Here is an 18,667-nt window from a genome sequence, read left to right on the forward strand (position 1 = left end):
TGGTATTATAAAATGAAGAGATTATGAAAATAAAAGAGATACTTCATGCTATAGAGCAGTTGGCTCCCCTTTCTTTACAGGAAAGTTACGATAATAGTGGAGTTCAGGTGGGAGATACCAATCAGGAAGCAAAAGGTGCGATAGTCTGTATCGATATTACTGAAGCAGTTTTGGATGAGGCTGTTGCTTTAGAATGTAACCTGATAATCTCACATCATCCGTTAGCATTTCGCGCATTTAAATCGTTGACAGGCAAAAATTATATAGAACGTTGTATGATGAAAGCGTGTAAGCATGACATTGTGATCTACGCGGCACATACCAATCTCGATAATGCGATGGGAGGCATAAATTACTATTTGGCTGATATGCTTAACCTGCAAAATGTTAGAATACTTGATCCTCAAAAAGGTAAATTGCTCAAACTCGTTACTTTCGTGCCTCAATCTCATGCCGAAACGGTACGTAATGCATTGTTTAATGCAGGTGCCGGAAATATCGGTAACTATGATTCATGTAGCTATAGTGTGGTAGGTGAGGGTACATTCAGAGCAGGAGAAGGTACGAACCCATTTAGAGGGGAAGTTGGCGAACTGCATTTCGAAGGTGAAATAAGGATTGAAATGATACTTCCTGTTTTCAAGCAATCGGAGGTTTCACGTGCTTTGATAGCGGTGCATCCTTATGAAGAGCCTGCCTATGATTTCTATGCACTTGAGAATACATGGTCGCAAGCCGGTGGCGGAATAGTTGGGACGCTACCCGAGGAAATGGAAGAGGAGGATTTCTTGTATTTCTTAAAGGACACTTTCAAACTGACTACCTTGCAATATTCTCCATATAACAGAAAGTCAGTGCGTGATGTGGCTATTTGTAGCGGAAGCGGTTCGTTTCTGATACCGAAGGCAATTTCGTATGGAGCAGATGCATTTATAACAGGCGAGGCTAAATATAATGACTTCTACGATGTTGAAGATAAAATATTGTTGGCGACGATAGGGCACTACGAATCTGAAATTTTCACAAAGAATATATTTTTCGATATTATTTCGAAAAAATACCCTACCTTTGTAGTCTATATGTCAGGAGCTGATGTGAATCCTGTCAACTATTTGTAACTAAGTAGCGATATACTCCTACCCATTGCAAATGATGTAGTAAATAAGTAGTTTCGGCTGTTTAATTACTGCATTTTTTTATTCGTATTTATTAAATTTATATATAATCATGGCTAAAAAGCAAGAAAAAGAAATTACAGTAGAGGATAAGCTAAAAACGCTATACTCCCTACAACAAAAATTGTCTGAGATAGACTCTATTAAGATTCTTCGTGGTGAATTGCCACTAGAGGTAGCTGATTTGGAAGATGAGATTATCGGATTGGATACTCGTATCAAGAAACATGAGGCAGAATTGAAAGAATCGGAAACTACTGTTTCTCAACAAAAACAAAAAGCTAAGGATTCTGCTTTGAAGATCGAAAAATATAAAGAGCAGTTAGATAACGTACGTAATAATCGTGAGTTCGATCATTTAAGTAAAGAAATCGAATTCGAAACTCTAGAGATTGAGTTATCGGAAAAACGTACGCGCGAATTTGGTCAGGAATCTAAAAATCTTGCTGAACAAATCGAAAAAAGCAAAGCATTCTTAGAGGAACGTAAATTAGACCTTGCTCAAAAGAAAGATGAGTTAGAGGGTATCGTATCTGAAACAAAACAACAAGAAGAAGAGCTTCGTGAAGAGGTGAAAAACGTAGAAACTCAAGTTGAGCCTCGTTTACTTCATGCATTCAAGCGAATTCGTAAAAGTGCACGTAACGGCCTAGCTGTTGTATGTATCGAGCGTGGTGCTTGTGGTGGTTGCTTCAATAAGATTCCACCTCAAAAGCAAATGGATATAAAATTAGGTAAGAAAATTATTGTTTGTGAATACTGTGGACGTATTATGATCGACCCGGAATTAATAGCTCCGGCAGATTAAATATATTTCTTTAATATAGTAACGCCCGTTAGGTTGTTTTTTAACAATCTGACGGGCGTTTTAGTGTCTTTTTACGTGAACTATATGTGTTATGTTTTTGTTTATCATAATGTGACATCGAAAAACAAAATGGAAAACTTTTTGGATATTCTAAAAATTTAATCAATTGATTAGTAGATATTTGAAAAATAAAATGGAAAACTTTTTAAATTGTTCATAAATTAATCTTGTAAAATTTGTTTCGTTTTCGATTAATTTCTAACATTGTACATCGAAAGAAAAATAAGACTTTATATTACAATCAAAATATATAATAACAAAAAAAATGGCACAAAAGGTTTACACTTTTGATGAGGCATGTACTGCCGCACTGGCATACTTTGATGGCGATGAACTTGCAGCAAAAGTGTGGGTAAATAAGTATGCATTGAAAGATGCAGCCGGTAATATTTACGAGCAATCGCCCGAAGATATGCACTGGAGATTAGCTAATGAAATAGCTAGAGTAGAAGCTAAATATGAGAATGGCTTAACCAACAAAGAATTATACGATTTATTTGATCACTTTAAATATATTATACCTCAGGGAAGTCCGATGACAGGTATCGGAAATAATTTCCAGATAGCATCTTTGTCTAACTGTTTTGTAATAGGGCTGGATGGCCAGGCAGATTCATACGGTGCAATTATTCGTGTCGATGAAGAACAAGTTCAATTGATGAAACGCCGTGGTGGAGTAGGACACGATTTATCCCATATCCGACCTAAAGGTTCTCCTGTGAAGAACTCTGCATTGACATCTACAGGGTTGGTTCCATTCATGGAAAGATATTCGAACTCTACACGTGAGGTGGCACAAGATGGCCGTCGTGGGGCATTGATGTTGAGCGTGTCTATCAAACATCCCGATTCTGAATCTTTTATCGATGCTAAAATGGAGCAGGGTAAAGTAACAGGAGCGAACGTATCCGTGAGAATTGATGACGATTTTATGCAAGCTGTTGTTGATGACACATTATATACACAACAATATCCAATCGATTCTAAAAATCCGACAACAGTTAAAGATATAGAAGCATCGCAACTTTGGAAAAAGATTGTGCATAATGCATGGAGATCGGCTGAACCCGGTGTTCTTTTCTGGGATACGATTATTAGAGAATCGGTGCCTGACTGTTATGCTGATTTAGGGTTTAAAACCATATCAACAAATCCTTGTGGTGAGATTCCACTTTGTCCTTACGATAGCTGCCGTTTATTGGCGATCAATTTATATTCATATGTAGTTAACCCATTCAAGGATGATGCCTATTTCGATTTTGATTTATTCAAAAAGCATGTAGCATTAGCTCAGCGAATTATGGATGATATTATCGATCTTGAAACTGAAAAGATCGAACTTATCCTTAAAAAGATAAATGATGATCCTGAGTTGGAAGAAGTAAAATCTACCGAGAGACATCTTTGGGAAAAAATTCGCAAAAAAACACTTCAAGGTCGCCGTACCGGAGTTGGTATAACAGCCGAAGGTGATATGATTGCTGCTATGGGTCTTCGCTATGGAACAGAAGAAGCTACTGCTTTTGCTGAAGAAGTGCACCGTACATTGGCTCTTGCTGCTTATCGTTCGTCTGTAGACATGGCTAAAGAGCGTGGAGCATTCGAAATATTTGATATCAAACGTGAGAAAAACAATCCGTTTATTAATCGTTTGGCAGAAGCAGATCCACAATTATATAAAGATATGGAGAAATACGGTCGCCGTAATATTGCGTGTTTGACTGTAGCTCCAACAGGAACAACAAGTTTGATGAGTCAATCATCGTCGGGTATAGAGCCTGTATTTATGCCGGTTTACAAACGCCGTCGTAAGGTGAATCCAAATGATAAAGAGGTTCGTGTCGACTTTATTGATGAAAATGGTGACTCGTGGGAAGAATACATTGTATTCCATCATAAGTTTGTTACATGGATGGAAAGTAAGGGCTATTCTACAACAAAACGTTATACAAACGAAGAAGTGGATAAGATGGTTTCCGAATCTCCTTATTACAAAGCCACATCGAATGATGTAGATTGGTTGCAAAAAGTGAAGATGCAAGGACGTATTCAAAAATGGGTCGATCACTCTATCAGCGTAACTATTAACTTGCCATCTGATGTGTCTGAAGATCTTGTTAATCAACTTTACGTAGAGGCTTGGAAAAGCGGATGTAAGGGTTGTACTGTATATCGTGATGGTTCACGCGCAGGTGTACTTTTGGCTGCTGATGATGAAAAGAAGAAAAAAGCGGAAGAGGATTGCAACTGCTACGAGCGTCCGTTAATCGTTCCTTCTCGTCCTAGAGAATTGAGTGCAGAGGTTATCAAGTTCCAAAATAATAAAGAAAAATGGATTGCATTCATCGGGTTGTTAGATGGTCGTCCTTATGAGATATTTACCGGTCTTGCCGATGATGACGAAGGTCTTATGTTGCCTAAGAATGTAAATCAAGGAGCTATTATTAAGACAACAAACGACGAGGGTGAGCGTTCTTATGACTTCCAGTTTAAAAACAAAAGAGGTTACAAAACGACTATCGAAGGTCTTAATGATAAATTCAATCCTGAGTATTGGAACTATGCTAAATTAATTTCAGGAGTTCTTCGTTACGGTATGCCTATCGATCAGGTTGTTAAGTTGGTACAAACACTAGAGCTAAACAGCGAAACCATTAATACATGGAAGAATGGTGTAGAACGTGCCTTAAAGAAATACCTCCCGAATGAAACGGAAGCTAAAGGTCAGAAATGTCCTGTTTGCGGATTGGAAACGTTGATCTATCAGGAAGGTTGTATGAAGTGTACAAACTGCGGTGCATCTAAATGCGGATGATCGTAATCATTATATAGAATAGAGAAGAAGGAGCAATTGTATTGTTCCTTCTTTTATTTTATCTTTGTTGTTAACGAAAAGAATAATCCTGCTTATGATAACAGTTACTATTGAAGAGAGAGCCTTAATAAACGAAATAATAGCAAAGAATAATACTTGCTATGTCGGTATGATAGACACGGAGGGTATGCCTTATGTAATACCGATGAATTTCGGGTATGCCGACGATATTATATATCTGCACTCCGGACAGGATGGAGGAAGTATAAGGGCGTTGGAGAATAATCCTAATGTATGTATTACATTTTGCTCAAGAGCCCAGCTGACTTACCAGAATGTAGAGGTGGCTTGCAGTTACCGTATGCAGGGGAGTAGTGTAATCTGTAAGGGTAAAGTCATTTTTGAAGAAAATTTTGATGAAAAAGTAAAAGCCCTGAATATAATAATGAAACAATATACAGACAGAGCTTTTACATATTCTGTGCCGGCAGTAAATAATGTACGTATTTGGAAAATAGAGGTTGATAAAATATCAACTAAAATATTTGGTGTTCCACATCCTAACTCGCGTAATTACAAAGAAGGTCCGGTATTCTAACTAATTTTAATCAATGGTATATGATAATAATTCATGCAGGATTTCAGCATTAGGTCTTTCATCCTTTTTTGTATATTGATTGATATGTTTGGTAAATAGGACAATTGTCCCGATCAGATTTGTTTCTTTAATTTCTGGCGATATACGTTCATCACTATTAAGTAAACCGGTAATCTTGAATGCCTCACCACATTTTGAATTAAATTGGGGGATAGGTTGAAATTTATAGCCCATCCAAATAATTCCATTTTCTGACCATCGACCCCAATATGTAGCAGATTCTTTGTTTTTAACTATTATTACTTTAGGTTTAATTATATCCTCAATTATATGTTGAGTCAAATTAAGTTGTTCTGCTAAAAAGCTTCTACCATCATTCGACTTAAGGATAACATTCGTTAGAAACTTTTGATTCATTTCTCTAAAATGAAAAATATCTAAATATGCTGCATTATTAGTATAGTCTAAATCTGATAATTCGGATTTAAGTATTTTTTTAAGTGATGACCAATAGTTATCCCATTTATTATTTCCTAATATATCCTTAAAATTAAATGAATATATTTCTTTTTTATCGTCATTTGTTCTCCAGGATGGATTAATTCCTGTGATAAGGATATCTTTTTGATCTGTATTTTCAGAATACATAAATCCACGCTCTAAAATACTATCATGTATACTAAGCTCAAATCTTTTCCAGATATTGGAAACTCTCTCATGAATGTTTATCATAATATTTATTTATAAATTAATATCACAATAGTACTATAAATATATTTACCGTCGAAAAAAAAGTGTACCAACTTGTCCTTATTCTTCAATGTTTTTTCTAACCTTAGTCAGAAAATCAAGCATAGCTTCACTATCCTTATTTTCTATGATATTGAGCAAGCTTTTCAATTCCGCACGAATGTTCTCTACTTGTGAGGGTGTATATGGATTGAATAAGATCTCGGTCAGTAGGTAATTATCTTCCGACAACAAGCCTTTAGCAATGTCCATATGACGTTTAAATGTTGTTCCCGGAGCTTCCTGATGTTTCATTACCGATGCAAATACAAGAGTAGATGCAAAAGGGATGGATAGGGAATAAGCGATTGTTTCATCATGCTCTTCGAAAGAGTATTCAAATACACGAAGATTTAGCCCTCTGTATAAATTGAGGAAAAACTCCTTGCCTTTGGGACTAGACTCCGATATCACAATTGCGCTTTGTGTGCTTAAGTTGCGAAGATCGGCAAATGTAGGTCCAAACATAGGATGGGAAGAGGCAAAGGGTTGTTCGACACTTGCATAAAATTCTTTCAGTCCTGTTTTTACCGAAGCTATATCGGATATAATACAATCTTTGCTAATATAAGGCAGTATTGCTTTAAAGGCATCAATCGTATATTTTACTGTAGCTGCATTTATCACCAATTCGGGGTTAAATTCTTTGATCTCCTTCGGATCACTCATCCGAACGGTATTGTATATGAATCTCAATCGCTGAGGATCGGTATCAAAAACTGCTAATTCGTGATCGAAACTAAGCACATCACCAAAGAAGGAACCCATTTTTCCGGCACCAAGTATAAGTATTCTCATTGTCTTCTAAATTAGAGATATTATATCACTTCCCACAACAGGGAAGAAATAACCCCTCCTAAAGAGGGGTTTGAAAAGCTATTATTTGTTTAAAATATCTACTTGTTGTCTTACCGACTCTTCGTGGATAGCTTCCAAAACAACACGCATGAATTCAGGATTCATACCCATGCCGCTAGCCTGAGAAATACGCTTGTTCAAGATCTCATCATAACGTTCAGTTTGAACAACTGTCATGTTATGCTCTTTCTTGAATGTACCTATTTCGCAAGAGATACGCATACGTTTAGCCATAAGCTCTAATAGTTGATCGTCCATTTCATCAATTTGTCTGCGAAGATCAGATAAGTCTTCTGTCGATTGTTTGCCATCACGAATAACCAATGCAGAAAGTATTTCTTTCAGTCTGCTAGGAGTTACTTGTTGCGATGCATCACTCCACGCGTTATCAGGATCACAATGTGTTTCGATGATTAAACCATCGAAATTTAGGTCCATAGCTTGTTGAGACAGTGGCTGGATTAAATCGCGTCTACCACCGATGTGGCTAGGGTCGCAGATGATTGGAAGATCAGGGTAACGGCGTTTCAATTCGATAGGAATATGCCATTGAGGAAGATTACGGTAGATCTTTTTGTCATAAGAGCTGAATCCACGGTGAATAGCCCCTAATTTAGTTAAGCCTGCATTGCTAAGGCGCTCTAATGCACCGATCCACAATTCAAGATCAGGATTTACAGGATTCTTTACAAGGACAGGAATATCGACGCCTTCCAGTGCATCGGCAATTTCTTGTACAGCAAAAGGGTTTGCAGTTGTACGTGCACCAATCCAAAGAAGATCCACTCCGTATTTCAATGCTTCGTAAACATGTTTTTGTGTCGCTACCTCTGTAGAAACATAAAGACCTGTTTCTTGCTTTACTTTTTTTAGCCAAGCAAGTCCCTGACTGCCGATACCTTCGAATCCACCCGGTTTAGTACGGGGTTTCCATATACCGGCACGCATAATTTTTATACCATCAGCAGCTAATGCTTTGGCCGCGCTCATTACTTGTTCTTCTGTTTCAGCACTACAAGGTCCTGCAATTACCATCGGACGCTTAGCGTCAACCCCGGGTAGTAAAATTGATTCTAGTTTCATGTCTATTTTTATTTTTAATTGATTATTCTTTTATTCTTAATGTCATTATAATATTATCTATATATCCGCCCAATTTTGTTTTGTAGTAGTACTTTCTCTTCCCTTCTTCTACAAAACCCATTTTTTTGTAAAGCGCAATGCCCGCTTCGTTCTCGGCAAATACTTCTAAACAAAGAATCTCTAATTCGGGATTACTTTTAGCCCAACGAATTGCATTTTCAAAAAGGGCTGTGCCTAAACCTGTATTCTGCCATTCTTTTCGTATAGCAATAGCTAGCTCATTGGTATGACGTAATTTTCTCATTTGTTTACCCAGTAAACCGAAAGTTGCAATTACTATATCATCTGCTGTCGCTATAAGGAGCAGGCTATTGTCGTTATCATAAGATTTAATCCAATTCGTTTCATCCTCAATAGTCGGGTTGAACTCTTCTTCATACGAAAGGAGATAGTCGCTATCTCTAAGATAGGATTTTGCAGCAGTAATTAATCCTTCCGCATCCTCTATCGTAGCTTCCCGTATTGTTACAGATTTGCCATTCTTGAGCGTTATATGTATTGGTTCAAACTTCATGTCTTTTTATTTTTAATGTCATTATAACATTATCGGCATAAACTCCCGATGCTATTTTAATGAAATCTTTTTGTTTACCGACTTCTTCAAAACCATATTTTTTATATGTAGCTAAACCGATTTTATTCGTATTATAGGTTTCTAACCACAAGAGTTCGAGTTCAGAAATTTTAGCCCAACTAATCATAGCCTCAAATAGAGCGGAGCCAACTCCTTGATTTCGCCATTCGCTCAACAAACCGATTCCGATACCAGCGGTATGCTTCATCATCGCCCTTTGAGAACCGTTTAGGCTTATATTTCCAATAATAGAATTATCACATAGTGCCAGTAATAATAAACTATTTTCTTGGTTGATAAAAGATTGTATCCAATTTTTCTCATCTTCTATTGTCGGATTAAATTCTCCTTCAATATAAGGGATAAACTCGCTTTCCTCCACATACTCTCTAATAGTCACTATCAATTCTTCCGCATCACTTACCGATGCTTCCCGTATTGTTACTGTCTTACCATTCTTGAGTTCTATATGTATTGGTTCAAACTTCATATTTTAAATCGGATGTTTATTAAACGATCTCTTTTATTCGTTTCAACGCTTCTTTAAGCATTGTTTCGTTGCAACATAATGATATGCGTATATATCTTTCCCCTTTGTCTCCGAAAATAAATCCGGGAGTTAGGAATACTTTCGCATCATACAATATTTTATCGGCTAGTTCTTCGCTTCCTTTATACTGTGCCGGTATTTTTCCCCATAAGAACATTCCGACTTGATTTTTATCAAAAGTACAGCCAAGTGCATCCATTATTTCTTCGGCATACTTGCGGCGAGTACTATATAGTTCGATATTCATAGTCTCATGCCATTCTTTCGGATTATGAAGTGCTGCTATTGCAGCCTCTTGCATCGGTTTGAATTGTCCGCTATCGATATTGCTCAATACTTTCAGCACCCATTGTATGAATTGGGGATTCGAAGCTAGCATTCCCATACGCCAACCGGGCATATTATGAGATTTACTCATCGAATTTAATTCTATGCAGATATCTTTAGCACCATCTACTTGCAAAATGCTAAGTGGTTTTTGATTTAGAATCAAGCTGTATGGATTATCATGTACTATTATGATTCCATGTTTCTTTCCGAAAGCAACAAGTTTTTCAAATAGCTCGATCGTTGCATTTGCACCTGTTGGCATATTCGGATAGTTTACCCACATTAGTTTAATATTGGATAAGTGCATTTTTTCTAATGCATCGAAATCTGGTTGCCAGTTATTATTTTCATCCAAATCGTAACTGTGGATTTTTGCTCCTATCAGTTTATTTATAGATGTATAAGTCGGATAGCCCGGATTAGGAATTAAAACGCCGTCACCCGGGTTTATAAATGCAAGCGAGATATGTAGTATTCCTTCTTTCGACCCGATTAATGGCTGAATTTCATTCGCAGGATTAAGAATTACACCATAACAATCTTTATACCAGTCGGCAAATGCTTTTCTCAACTCTGGTATGCCTACATGAGGCTGATATCCATGTGTATCGCTCTTAGCTGCTGACAAACTTAGTGCATCAATTGTTTCTTTCGATGGTGGAAGATCGGGGCTTCCGATACCTAAACTGATCACATTTTTGCCTGCTGCATTCATCTCAGCAACTTCTTTCAATTTGATTGAGAAGTAGTATTCGTTTACCGAGTTAAGGCGCTCTGCCGGTATAATAGTTTTCATTGTATTTTCTTATTTGATAGTTTTACGATTCGCTTTGTCTTCCTTCGGGATAGTCTCCCAAAACCTTCAGTTCACTGATTAGCGGACGAATAGCATCTAACGATTGTCTATAACGTGCCAAATCTGAAAATTTGAGGTCTACATAAAACTGATATTCCCACTCGCGACCAATGATTGGCAATGATTGTATTTTAGTCAGATTAATATCGTAGAACGAGAATACCGATAATACTTTCGATAAGCTACCTTCGTTATGAGGTGTTGTAAATACTATGGATGATTTATTCAATACTTCATCTTTCTGTATTTCTTCGACAATCCATGGATTACCAAAAATAAGAAAGCGAGTAAAATTGTGTTTATTCGTCTCAATTCCCCTCGCCAATATATTCAAGCCATATATTTCTGCAGCTTTCGTGCTACATATTGCTGCACAGCCCAACGTCTTATTTGCCGCTATATCGCGGGCAGCAAGAGCTGTATCTTCGTGTTCTACTACCTTTACTTCTGACAGGGTATCTAAGAACTCTGTACATTGCATAAGGGCAATAGGATGAGACTGTACTTCTTTGATGTCGTGAATAGTTTGTCCGGGTAAAGCTGCTAAACAATGCGATATGCGTTGTTTGTATTCTCCGGCAATAGGTAATTTGTTGATTTTAAGTAGCTCATAGTTTGGTAATAGACTTCCGGCAATCGTATTCTCTATAGCCATGATGCCTATTGTGTTGGGATCTTTCTTTATTACAGTAAAAATATCCCTGAATGTAACGCAAGGCACTATTTCAACTTCTTCCTCGAAAAAATTCTCTGCCGCAATGCCATGATATGCACCTAGACCTCCCTGAATAGCAACTTTCTTCATCTTAATTTTTTCAAAAAAAAATCCCGTCGTTTCGGACAGGATTTTATATATTTCTATTTTGTTATTTCATTTCAAATTTCTCATACAAAATCCTATTTCACTTTTTAAAGTAAAAGTAAAAAAAGAAAAAGTATGTATAAGAAAAGTTCTTCATTCTAAAATATTCTTAGCTTTATTTATGACTACAAATGTAATACTTTTTTGAATAGTGCAAACAAAAATGTTATTTTTTTATCAGTTATATCATTCATATTCTCTTTTTGATGTCATTTATAAAATAAACAGCATCCTTAAATCGTCTGCTTTAATTGATAAACAGCAATTATTCTGTAGGCAATACTTCTTTCTTATTCGATTTAAGTAGTACTTCAAACTCTTCTTTGCTTCCAACGAATGCGTTTAAATCGACAAATGAATCAATTCCCTCGATACGCCCTCTGTTAGTATACTGCCAGAATAACCATTTCCGGCCATCGGGTAAATTAGGAACAGATAGAATATCGCGTATCCATATAGGATTATCCATAAACTTATGTAGAAGATAGGTTTTATAAAATTCGTTTGTTGTATATATAATCGCTTTCTGTTGATAGTGATCTTCTATTATCTCCAGATAGTTTGCTATCTCTTGAATAATATCCTCTTTGCGATTTGCTTCCTGACAATTACCGCCATACTCGAGATCTATAATAGGAGGAAGGTCTATACTGTCTTTCGGGACATAATGGATGTAATTGCGGGCTTGCTCGTCGCCTCCTTTACAAAAGGTGAAGAAGTGGTAAGCACCTGCAGGTATATTATTCTTTTTCGCCTCTCTCCAATTCTCGTGAAAGAGTGAATCTTTGTGATTTCCTCCTTCCGTAGCTTTGATAAAGGCGAATTGAACAAATTTTCTGTCTAAATCCTTCCATCTGATGATCCCCTGATGATGGGAAACATCAATCCCTTGAACCGGATATTCTTCCAACGAAGGGTAGTTTGCTCTTATGTACCCTTGGTAAAAGGCATAACGTAGTCCTCCGGCGATTAAAATCAGCAAAGCAATTCCGATGACAGAATAGATTATATATTTTTTCTTCAAACGATATTATAGTTTATGCGATTACTTTTTTGAAGTGTACCATAAATTCTTTGGCTTGCTCCATTGTCAGACAAAGAGGTGGTAGCAAACGGAATACATGGGTTCCAGTAGATCCTGTAAATACTTTCTCTTCAAACAGTAATCTGGTGCGCATTTCTTTGATCGGTTTATCGAATTCCATACCTATCATTAAGCCTCGACCACGTACTTCTTTTATTTGGGGGAGTTTCTTCAACTCCTGCATTAAGTATTCACCGACGTTATATGCGTTTTCCACTAATTTTTCCTCCTTCATAATATCCAGCACGGCAATAGCTGCTGCACAAGCCAGATGGTTTCCTCCAAAGGTAGTACCTAATTGACCATATACAGCCTTAAACATCGGATGAATTAATACACCCGACATTGGAAATCCATTACCGATACCTTTAGCTACAGTGATTAGATCAGCTTCAATACCTGCATATTGATGAGCGAAAAATTTACCGCAACGTCCATATCCCGATTGTATTTCGTCTATAATAAGGATTGTTCCTGTTTCGGTGCAAACTTGACGGAGCTCTTTCAAAAAGCTATCGTCAGGTATTTGTATTCCTGCAACACCTTGTATACCTTCAATAATTACTGATGAGTATTCTTTTGTAGCCAGTTCTTTCTTTACAAATTCGATATCGTTGAAGGGTGCAAATACAAAGTTCTTGCTTTCGTTTACCGGAGCCTGATAGCTCGGTATGTCCGTTGCCATAACAGTTGCAGAGGTACGTCCGTGAAATGCTTTGGCAAAAGCCAGAACTTTTTTACGTCCATTATGGAAGGATGCAAGTTTAATTGCATTCTCATTAGCTTCTGCTCCCGAATTTATAAGGAACAAGAAGTAGTCAGAATAACCACATTGTTCGCCTAATTTCTGAGCAACTTCTTGCTGTAATTTATTGATTACAGAGTTAGAATAAAAACCTATCTTGTTTAGTTGATCAGTCAGTTTTTCTACATAATAAGGATGTGTATGTCCTACCGAAATAACGGCATGACCACCATACAGATCTAAGTATTTATTTCCTTTGTCGTCGTATACATAACAACCTTCTCCTTTTACTATATTCAGATCGAATAGGGGGAATACGTCAAATAGTTTCATATATTTTATATTTTTTTATTGTCAATTTTTGTATTGCATACCAGGTGCATCCGGTGAGCGTTCTTCAAAATTATTTTTCAAATAAAACTCTTTCTTTTCTTTAGCACAAAAGAGTTGAATGTCATTGATACTTGCACTCTTTATTTGATCTACAAGGCGATTTAGTATTTCTGTTCCGATTCCTTTTTGCTTATATTCAGGTAAAATTATTAAATCTACAATGAATGCGTGCAAATATCCGTCAGAAATAACTCTGCCAAAACCAATCAGATTATTATCTGCGAAAGCAGAAATAATATACCAACTGTTTTCGATAGCATTATACAGTTCTTCTTTTGTTTTTCCTTCTGAATTATTCCACCCTGTGGATTCATATAACGCGAAAAAAGAATTTATCTCGGGAATCTTATTTGAATATTCTATTTTCATTTATCGTCTGTTATACTGTTTATCTGCTCAATCAGCCTCTCTTTATTTATGATATACATTCCAAGTCTCACATCAGATACACCTTCTTTTAGCTTATAAGTATAGGTTGGTATACCATCTGGTTGATCTACTTCAAAATAACAGAACTTTATTTTAGTATTGTCGTCGAGTTCTTTTGCTACTTCAACAATATGGGTCGATACTACAAAGAAAGAGCTTTTTATGCGGGAAAATGCTGATACAATAGCTAAAGTTCCATCGTAAGCATCCTTTACATTTGTTCCTCTGAATAGTTCATCAAAGATAACAAGCATATTTTTATTAGACGATAATTCTGCTGTCACATCTTTTATCCGCATTACTTCTGCATAGAAGTGGCTGTAGCCCGATTTTAAATTATCGGCAATGTTTATTGTCGTACATAATCCCGATAAGACGCTTAGAGTCATTCGACTTGCCGGTACAGGAAATCCTACATGTGCCAGATACACGCAAATACCCAGTGCTTTGAGGAAGGTTGATTTACCTGCCATATTAGGACCCGACACGAATAGAAGGTTCGACGATCCGTCGAAATGAATATCGTTAGGTATCGCATTTTCGACAAAAGGGTGGAACAATCCTTCTATATTAAGGCGATTCTCTGTTTCGGGTAATATTTCGGGATATGATAACTTATATTCGCCTGCTGCTTTAGCTACTGATCGAAAAGCGTCATATTCATAAATAAGGCTTAGGAAAAAACGTATGTGATGTCTGTCTTTATAACGAAAAAGATAGTCTAACCTTGATGTATCATAAGCTTTTATTTTTTTTAAGTTGATGATTTCCTCATATTCGGGTTGTGAAAAAATCTCCAGAACCTTCTCATTGTTTTTCTGTAAAAGGGTCGGGTAACTTTCTGACTGTTGAAATTTAGCTGATAGTTCTAGTGAAAACTGATGGATGGATTTTAATAAATTAACGGTTGAACTTACCCCTTTTTCTATAAGATAATATTCGCTGTTGGGACTTATCTTATCCATTATCTTCCTTTCTATAGCAATAGCTTTAGAAACAATTCGTGTGGGGTATGAACCATTTTTTAAATAAAACTCTGTGAAATCCAGACTGTTTTTATCAACCTCTAATCCTATTGGGAGGTATTTCTGAAAATATGCAATTGCGGCTTTCCTCTCTGTGAGTTCAGTAAGATCGGTAACCGGAGAAGACAAGAAGCTTCTAAGTCTCTCTTTCCCTCCTAAGCATTGAGTGAAATTGAAAAGAGCAAACACAGATTGTCCATTCTGAGCAGTGTCGAAAATGTCCAGATCTTTAAATGTTTGATTATCAATTTTGAATTTCATATACTTACTCTTTTAAGGATAAAGGTGTTTTAAAATGCTGCCGATTTCAACTTTAGACCTATTGTTTCGTCCAATCCGAAAATTAGATTCATATTATGTACAGCTTGTCCCGAAGCGCCTTTTATTAAGTTATCGATACATGACAGGATCAGTAGTTTATTGCCATGTTTTTCCAAATGCAATGCACACTTATTGGTGTTTACTACTTGTTTCAAATCTATATTTTTGTCTGAAATAATCACAAAAGGGCTATCTTTATAAAAATCCAGATACAATTTTTCAGCTTCTTCCAATGTTCCATCGAACTTGAGATAGGTAGTAACAAATATGCCACGGGTAAAATTGCCGCGTACAGGTATAAAGCTAATATCTTCTCTAAAACTATTTTGTAACTGAGTCAAAGACTCTTTTATCTCAGTCAGATGTTGATGCCCAAAAGCCTTATATACAGATATATTATTCTCTCTCCAGCTAAAATGGGATGTTGCCGAAGGTTTTACTCCAGCCCCGGTCGACCCTGTTATCGCATTTACATGGATTTCGGTATTAAGCAATTTTGCTTTTGCTAAAGGTAATAGACCTAGCTGAATAGCAGTAGCAAAGCACCCCGGATTAGCAATTCGAGAAGCTTTTTTTATCTCTTCTTTATTCAGTTCGGGAAGACCATAAACAAAATCATTACCTTCTGCTTTATGGCGATAGTCTGTCGATAAATCGATAATTTTTAAATCTTGAGGTACATCATTCGCCTCTAAAAATTTCTTTGTGTCGCCATGTGCCGAACAAGAAAATAAGACATTTATTTTATCGTAAGGCAATTGGTCTGTGAATGTCAAATCGGTTTCACCTAACAATCCGCCATGTACATCCGTTAATTTATTTCCTGCATTGCTGGTGCTGTTCACAAATACTAGTTCTACTTGGGGGTGATTGAGTAATATACGGATCAGTTCGCCTGCCGTATATCCTGCACCGCCTATTATTCCTGCTTTTATCATTGTATGTTTTTTTTACAAACCACAGAGTGACACAGAGGTCACACGGAGTTTTTACATTATAAATCTTTTTATACCAAGCTTCAACGATCTGACATTAAAGTTCATGAGATAGCCGATCTTACAGCCGGATAACTTTAAGTAAGTTAGTAATTGTGCTGTATGGATGTCTGTCAATTCTTCTACCGATTTCAGCTCGAGTATTATCTTATTTTCCACTAATAAGTCTAAACGATACCCTGCATCAATTTCAATTCCTTTATAAGCCACTGGAAGTTCAACCTGTTTTTCTGCAAATAAACCACTTTGTCGTAGTTCGTGATAAAGACAAGTTTCATACGTTTTTTCGAGTAACCCCGGACCTAATTCTGTATGAACTGAATATGCACAAGCTAATATTTTCTCTGTTAATTCTTTTTCAATAAACATAGTTAATTATTACTCTGTGAAAACTCCGTGTGACTCTGTGGTTTATTTTTTATCGTATTACTTTCCGTTTTTCTTCTGCACACTATGAAAAATCTTAGTAGGTACGCCGTATATTTTAGTGAATCCTTTAGCGTCGTCAGCAGTCCATGCCTTATTCACTTCACCATATTCGCCAAAATCAGCTTTCATCAAATCGAAATCGCTTTCCACACCAACTAATGTATAGTGATAAGGTTTCAATTCGATAATTACACGACCTGTAACATTATCCTGAGAGCTTTCCATCATCGCTTCAATATCACGCATCACAGGCTCAAGATATTGAGCTTCGTGTAGGAACATACCATACCAGTTTGCTGTTTGGTCTTTCCAATATTGTTGCCATTTGCTCAATGTGTGTTTTTCAAGCATTTTGTGTGCATTGATAATCACCATAGGGGCGGCGGCTTCGAAACCTACACGTCCTTTGATACCGATGATCGTATCGCCGATATGCATATCACGGCCAATAGCATAAGCCGATGTGATCTCTTCGATCTTTTGAATAGCTTTTACTTTGTCTGTATATTTTTCACCATTTACAGCATCTATCTCACCTTTTTCGAAGTCGATGGTAAGGAACTCCGAGCCATTCTTTTTCAACTGAGAAGGATAAGCACTTTCAGGAAGAGTTTGGTTAGACTTCAACGTTTCTTTTCCACCGATACTTGTTCCCCAAAGACCTTTGTTGATAGAATATTCCATCTTCGTGAAATCGGCTTCGTAGCCGTGTTCTTTCAGATAGTTGATCTCATATTCACGAGTCAATATCATATCACGGGTAGGTGTGATTATTTCGATGCCCGGAGCAAGCACGTCGAAAGTCAGATCGAAACGAACCTGATCGTTACCTGCACCTGTACTGCCATGTGCCACAGCATCAGCGCCTATTTCTTTTGCATAATTGATAATTGCAATCGCTTGAAAAATACGTTCCGAACTTACCGAAATAGGATATGTGCCATTACGAAGTACATTTCCGAATATCATATATCTGATACTCTTCTCATAATATTCTTGTGTAATGTCTAGTGCTACATGTTTGGCAGCACCTAGTCTATACGCTTTTTCTTCTACCACTTTCAATTCTTCGGGTGTGAATCCGCCTGTGTTGGCAATTGCAGTATATACTTCGTAACCTAAATCTTCTGATAAGTATTTTGCACAGAATGATGTGTCTAATCCTCCACTAAATGCTAAAACGACTTTCTTTTTCATTTCAATTGCTTCTTTAAATCTTTGATTATATCTTTTATTTCTTTTTTATCTTTTTGTTTTTCAGGGTCGAAAAGCATAGCTGTGCAAATGCAATATTTGCGTTCTGTTCTTGTAAGCACATCGTAGTTTATGCAACCCTGACATCCTCTCCAGAATGACTCATCATCTGTCAACTGAGCGAAACTAACAGGTACATAACCCAGTTCTGTATTTATTTTCATAACAGCGGCTCCCGATGTCAATCCGAAAACTTTTGCCTGAGGATACATAGCACGAGCGAGCGAAAAAGCATGACGCTTAATTCGTTTAGCTAATCCGTGTTGTCTGAATTTATCAACAACAATAAGTCCCGAGTTAGCAACATATTGTTTGTTTCCCCAAGATTCGATGTAACAGAATCCTGCAAATTCGTCTCCGGCCAAAGCTATTATTGCTTTACCTTCTTTTATCTTCAATTCGACATATTCCGGCGAACGCTTAGCAATCCCTGTTCCACGCACTTTTGCTGCAGCCTCTATTGTATCGAGTATGGTTTGCACATACCCAACATGGCTTTCATTAGCAATTATTACTTTTATATCCGGTGTATCCATTTCTTGTTTCTGAAAAATAAATTGTTTTATAAGTTTAT

Annotated in this window: 19 protein-coding genes; 4 read left to right on the forward strand and 15 right to left on the reverse strand. The window is 36.8% G+C overall.

Annotated features, from left to right (window positions below; all coding sequences use genetic code 11):
- Window positions 1–23 precede the first annotated feature (23 nt).
- From G7Y57_RS01795 to G7Y57_RS01810, 4 genes are all read left to right on the forward strand, one after another.
- Window positions 24–1,118, forward strand: coding sequence for a Nif3-like dinuclear metal center hexameric protein (locus tag G7Y57_RS01795; protein WP_165020456.1), 1,095 nt, complete (start codon window positions 24–26; stop codon window positions 1,116–1,118).
- Between the two features lie 109 nt (window positions 1,119–1,227).
- Window positions 1,228–1,983: a zinc ribbon domain-containing protein gene (locus G7Y57_RS01800; protein WP_165020457.1), complete on the forward strand. Its 756-nt coding sequence runs from the start codon at window positions 1,228–1,230 to the stop codon at window positions 1,981–1,983.
- Between the two features lie 325 nt (window positions 1,984–2,308).
- The gene (locus G7Y57_RS01805; RefSeq protein ID WP_165020458.1) at window positions 2,309–4,858 is read left to right on the forward strand and encodes an adenosylcobalamin-dependent ribonucleoside-diphosphate reductase; all 2,550 of its coding nucleotides are present in this window, start codon (window positions 2,309–2,311) and stop codon (window positions 4,856–4,858) included.
- A gap of 94 nt (window positions 4,859–4,952) precedes the next feature.
- Window positions 4,953–5,456 carry a pyridoxamine 5'-phosphate oxidase family protein gene (locus G7Y57_RS01810; RefSeq protein ID WP_165020459.1) on the forward strand — a complete coding sequence of 168 codons (504 nt, stop codon included), beginning with the start codon at window positions 4,953–4,955 and terminating at the stop codon, window positions 5,454–5,456.
- A gap of 6 nt (window positions 5,457–5,462) precedes the next feature.
- On the opposite strand, the gene G7Y57_RS01815 is transcribed toward G7Y57_RS01810, so the two are convergent.
- The 15 genes from G7Y57_RS01815 to G7Y57_RS01885 all read right to left on the reverse strand — a co-directional run bounded on the left by G7Y57_RS01815 (window position 5,463) and on the right by G7Y57_RS01885 (window position 18,629).
- Entirely contained in the window at window positions 5,463–6,188 is a 726-nt protein-coding gene (locus G7Y57_RS01815; protein WP_165020460.1) for a hypothetical protein, read from the reverse strand.
- 78 nt (window positions 6,189–6,266) lie between these two features.
- Entirely contained in the window at window positions 6,267–7,043 is a 777-nt protein-coding gene (locus tag G7Y57_RS01820; RefSeq protein WP_165020461.1) for a prephenate dehydrogenase, read from the reverse strand.
- Between the two features lie 81 nt (window positions 7,044–7,124).
- A complete protein-coding gene (locus G7Y57_RS01825; RefSeq protein WP_165020462.1) occupies window positions 7,125–8,186 on the reverse strand; it encodes a bifunctional 3-deoxy-7-phosphoheptulonate synthase/chorismate mutase type II in 1,062 nt (353 codons plus the stop codon).
- Between the two features lie 22 nt (window positions 8,187–8,208).
- The gene (locus G7Y57_RS01830; RefSeq protein WP_165020463.1) at window positions 8,209–8,760 is read right to left on the reverse strand and encodes a GNAT family N-acetyltransferase; all 552 of its coding nucleotides are present in this window, start codon (window positions 8,758–8,760) and stop codon (window positions 8,209–8,211) included.
- A complete protein-coding gene (locus G7Y57_RS01835; protein WP_165020464.1) occupies window positions 8,750–9,310 on the reverse strand; it encodes a GNAT family N-acetyltransferase in 561 nt (186 codons plus the stop codon). The genes G7Y57_RS01830 and G7Y57_RS01835 overlap by 11 nt, the downstream gene beginning before the upstream one ends.
- A gap of 19 nt (window positions 9,311–9,329) precedes the next feature.
- Window positions 9,330–10,496 (reverse strand): pyridoxal phosphate-dependent aminotransferase, encoded by a 1,167-nt coding sequence (locus G7Y57_RS01840; RefSeq protein WP_165020465.1) that lies wholly within the window; start codon window positions 10,494–10,496, stop codon window positions 9,330–9,332.
- 22 nt (window positions 10,497–10,518) lie between these two features.
- Entirely contained in the window at window positions 10,519–11,361 is an 843-nt protein-coding gene (locus tag G7Y57_RS01845; RefSeq protein WP_165020466.1) for a prephenate dehydratase, read from the reverse strand.
- Between the two features lie 322 nt (window positions 11,362–11,683).
- Window positions 11,684–12,442 (reverse strand): GH25 family lysozyme, encoded by a 759-nt coding sequence (locus G7Y57_RS01850; RefSeq protein ID WP_165020467.1) that lies wholly within the window; start codon window positions 12,440–12,442, stop codon window positions 11,684–11,686.
- A 13-nt stretch (window positions 12,443–12,455) separates the two neighbouring features.
- Window positions 12,456–13,580, reverse strand: coding sequence for an aspartate aminotransferase family protein (locus G7Y57_RS01855; protein ID WP_165020468.1), 1,125 nt, complete (start codon window positions 13,578–13,580; stop codon window positions 12,456–12,458).
- A gap of 21 nt (window positions 13,581–13,601) precedes the next feature.
- Window positions 13,602–14,009: a GNAT family N-acetyltransferase gene (locus G7Y57_RS01860; protein ID WP_165020469.1), complete on the reverse strand. Its 408-nt coding sequence runs from the start codon at window positions 14,007–14,009 to the stop codon at window positions 13,602–13,604.
- Window positions 14,006–15,355 carry a MutS-related protein gene (locus G7Y57_RS01865; protein WP_165020470.1) on the reverse strand — a complete coding sequence of 450 codons (1,350 nt, stop codon included), beginning with the start codon at window positions 15,353–15,355 and terminating at the stop codon, window positions 14,006–14,008. The genes G7Y57_RS01860 and G7Y57_RS01865 overlap by 4 nt, the downstream gene beginning before the upstream one ends.
- A 29-nt stretch (window positions 15,356–15,384) precedes the next feature.
- Window positions 15,385–16,353 carry an N-acetyl-gamma-glutamyl-phosphate reductase gene (gene argC / locus G7Y57_RS01870; RefSeq protein ID WP_165020471.1) on the reverse strand — a complete coding sequence of 323 codons (969 nt, stop codon included), beginning with the start codon at window positions 16,351–16,353 and terminating at the stop codon, window positions 15,385–15,387.
- 51 nt (window positions 16,354–16,404) lie between these two features.
- Complete coding sequence (locus tag G7Y57_RS01875; RefSeq protein ID WP_185153908.1) at window positions 16,405–16,779, reverse strand: GxxExxY protein; 375 nt, start codon at window positions 16,777–16,779, stop codon at window positions 16,405–16,407.
- A gap of 57 nt (window positions 16,780–16,836) precedes the next feature.
- Entirely contained in the window at window positions 16,837–18,036 is a 1,200-nt protein-coding gene (locus tag G7Y57_RS01880; protein ID WP_165020472.1) for an argininosuccinate synthase, read from the reverse strand.
- Window positions 18,033–18,629, reverse strand: a complete 597-nt coding sequence (locus G7Y57_RS01885) for a GNAT family N-acetyltransferase (protein WP_165020473.1) — start codon at window positions 18,627–18,629, stop codon at window positions 18,033–18,035. The genes G7Y57_RS01880 and G7Y57_RS01885 overlap by 4 nt, the downstream gene beginning before the upstream one ends.
- Window positions 18,630–18,667 lie beyond the last annotated feature (38 nt).

It is taken from the genome of Dysgonomonas sp. ZJ279, assembly GCF_011039205.1.
GTDB lineage: Bacteria > Bacteroidota > Bacteroidia > Bacteroidales > Dysgonomonadaceae > Dysgonomonas.

Coding starts and splice junctions, on each gene's coding strand:
- G7Y57_RS01795 (WP_165020456.1), top strand. CDS start 24: ATGAAAATAAAAGAGATACTTCATGCTATAGAGCAGTTGGCTCCCCTT.
- G7Y57_RS01800 (WP_165020457.1), top strand. CDS start 1,228: ATGGCTAAAAAGCAAGAAAAAGAAATTACAGTAGAGGATAAGCTAAAA.
- G7Y57_RS01805 (WP_165020458.1), top strand. CDS start 2,309: ATGGCACAAAAGGTTTACACTTTTGATGAGGCATGTACTGCCGCACTG.
- G7Y57_RS01810 (WP_165020459.1), top strand. CDS start 4,953: ATGATAACAGTTACTATTGAAGAGAGAGCCTTAATAAACGAAATAATA.
- G7Y57_RS01815 (WP_165020460.1), bottom strand. CDS start 6,188: ATGATAAACATTCATGAGAGAGTTTCCAATATCTGGAAAAGATTTGAG.
- G7Y57_RS01820 (WP_165020461.1), bottom strand. CDS start 7,043: ATGAGAATACTTATACTTGGTGCCGGAAAAATGGGTTCCTTCTTTGGT.
- G7Y57_RS01825 (WP_165020462.1), bottom strand. CDS start 8,186: ATGAAACTAGAATCAATTTTACTACCCGGGGTTGACGCTAAGCGTCCG.
- G7Y57_RS01830 (WP_165020463.1), bottom strand. CDS start 8,760: ATGAAGTTTGAACCAATACATATAACGCTCAAGAATGGCAAATCTGTA.
- G7Y57_RS01835 (WP_165020464.1), bottom strand. CDS start 9,310: ATGAAGTTTGAACCAATACATATAGAACTCAAGAATGGTAAGACAGTA.
- G7Y57_RS01840 (WP_165020465.1), bottom strand. CDS start 10,496: ATGAAAACTATTATACCGGCAGAGCGCCTTAACTCGGTAAACGAATAC.
- G7Y57_RS01845 (WP_165020466.1), bottom strand. CDS start 11,361: ATGAAGAAAGTTGCTATTCAGGGAGGTCTAGGTGCATATCATGGCATT.
- G7Y57_RS01855 (WP_165020468.1), bottom strand. CDS start 13,580: ATGAAACTATTTGACGTATTCCCCCTATTCGATCTGAATATAGTAAAA.
- G7Y57_RS01860 (WP_165020469.1), bottom strand. CDS start 14,009: ATGAAAATAGAATATTCAAATAAGATTCCCGAGATAAATTCTTTTTTC.
- G7Y57_RS01865 (WP_165020470.1), bottom strand. CDS start 15,355: ATGAAATTCAAAATTGATAATCAAACATTTAAAGATCTGGACATTTTC.
- argC (WP_165020471.1), bottom strand. CDS start 16,353: ATGATAAAAGCAGGAATAATAGGCGGTGCAGGATATACGGCAGGCGAA.
- G7Y57_RS01875 (WP_185153908.1), bottom strand. CDS start 16,779: ATGTTTATTGAAAAAGAATTAACAGAGAAAATATTAGCTTGTGCATAT.
- G7Y57_RS01880 (WP_165020472.1), bottom strand. CDS start 18,036: ATGAAAAAGAAAGTCGTTTTAGCATTTAGTGGAGGATTAGACACATCA.
- G7Y57_RS01885 (WP_165020473.1), bottom strand. CDS start 18,629: ATGGATACACCGGATATAAAAGTAATAATTGCTAATGAAAGCCATGTT.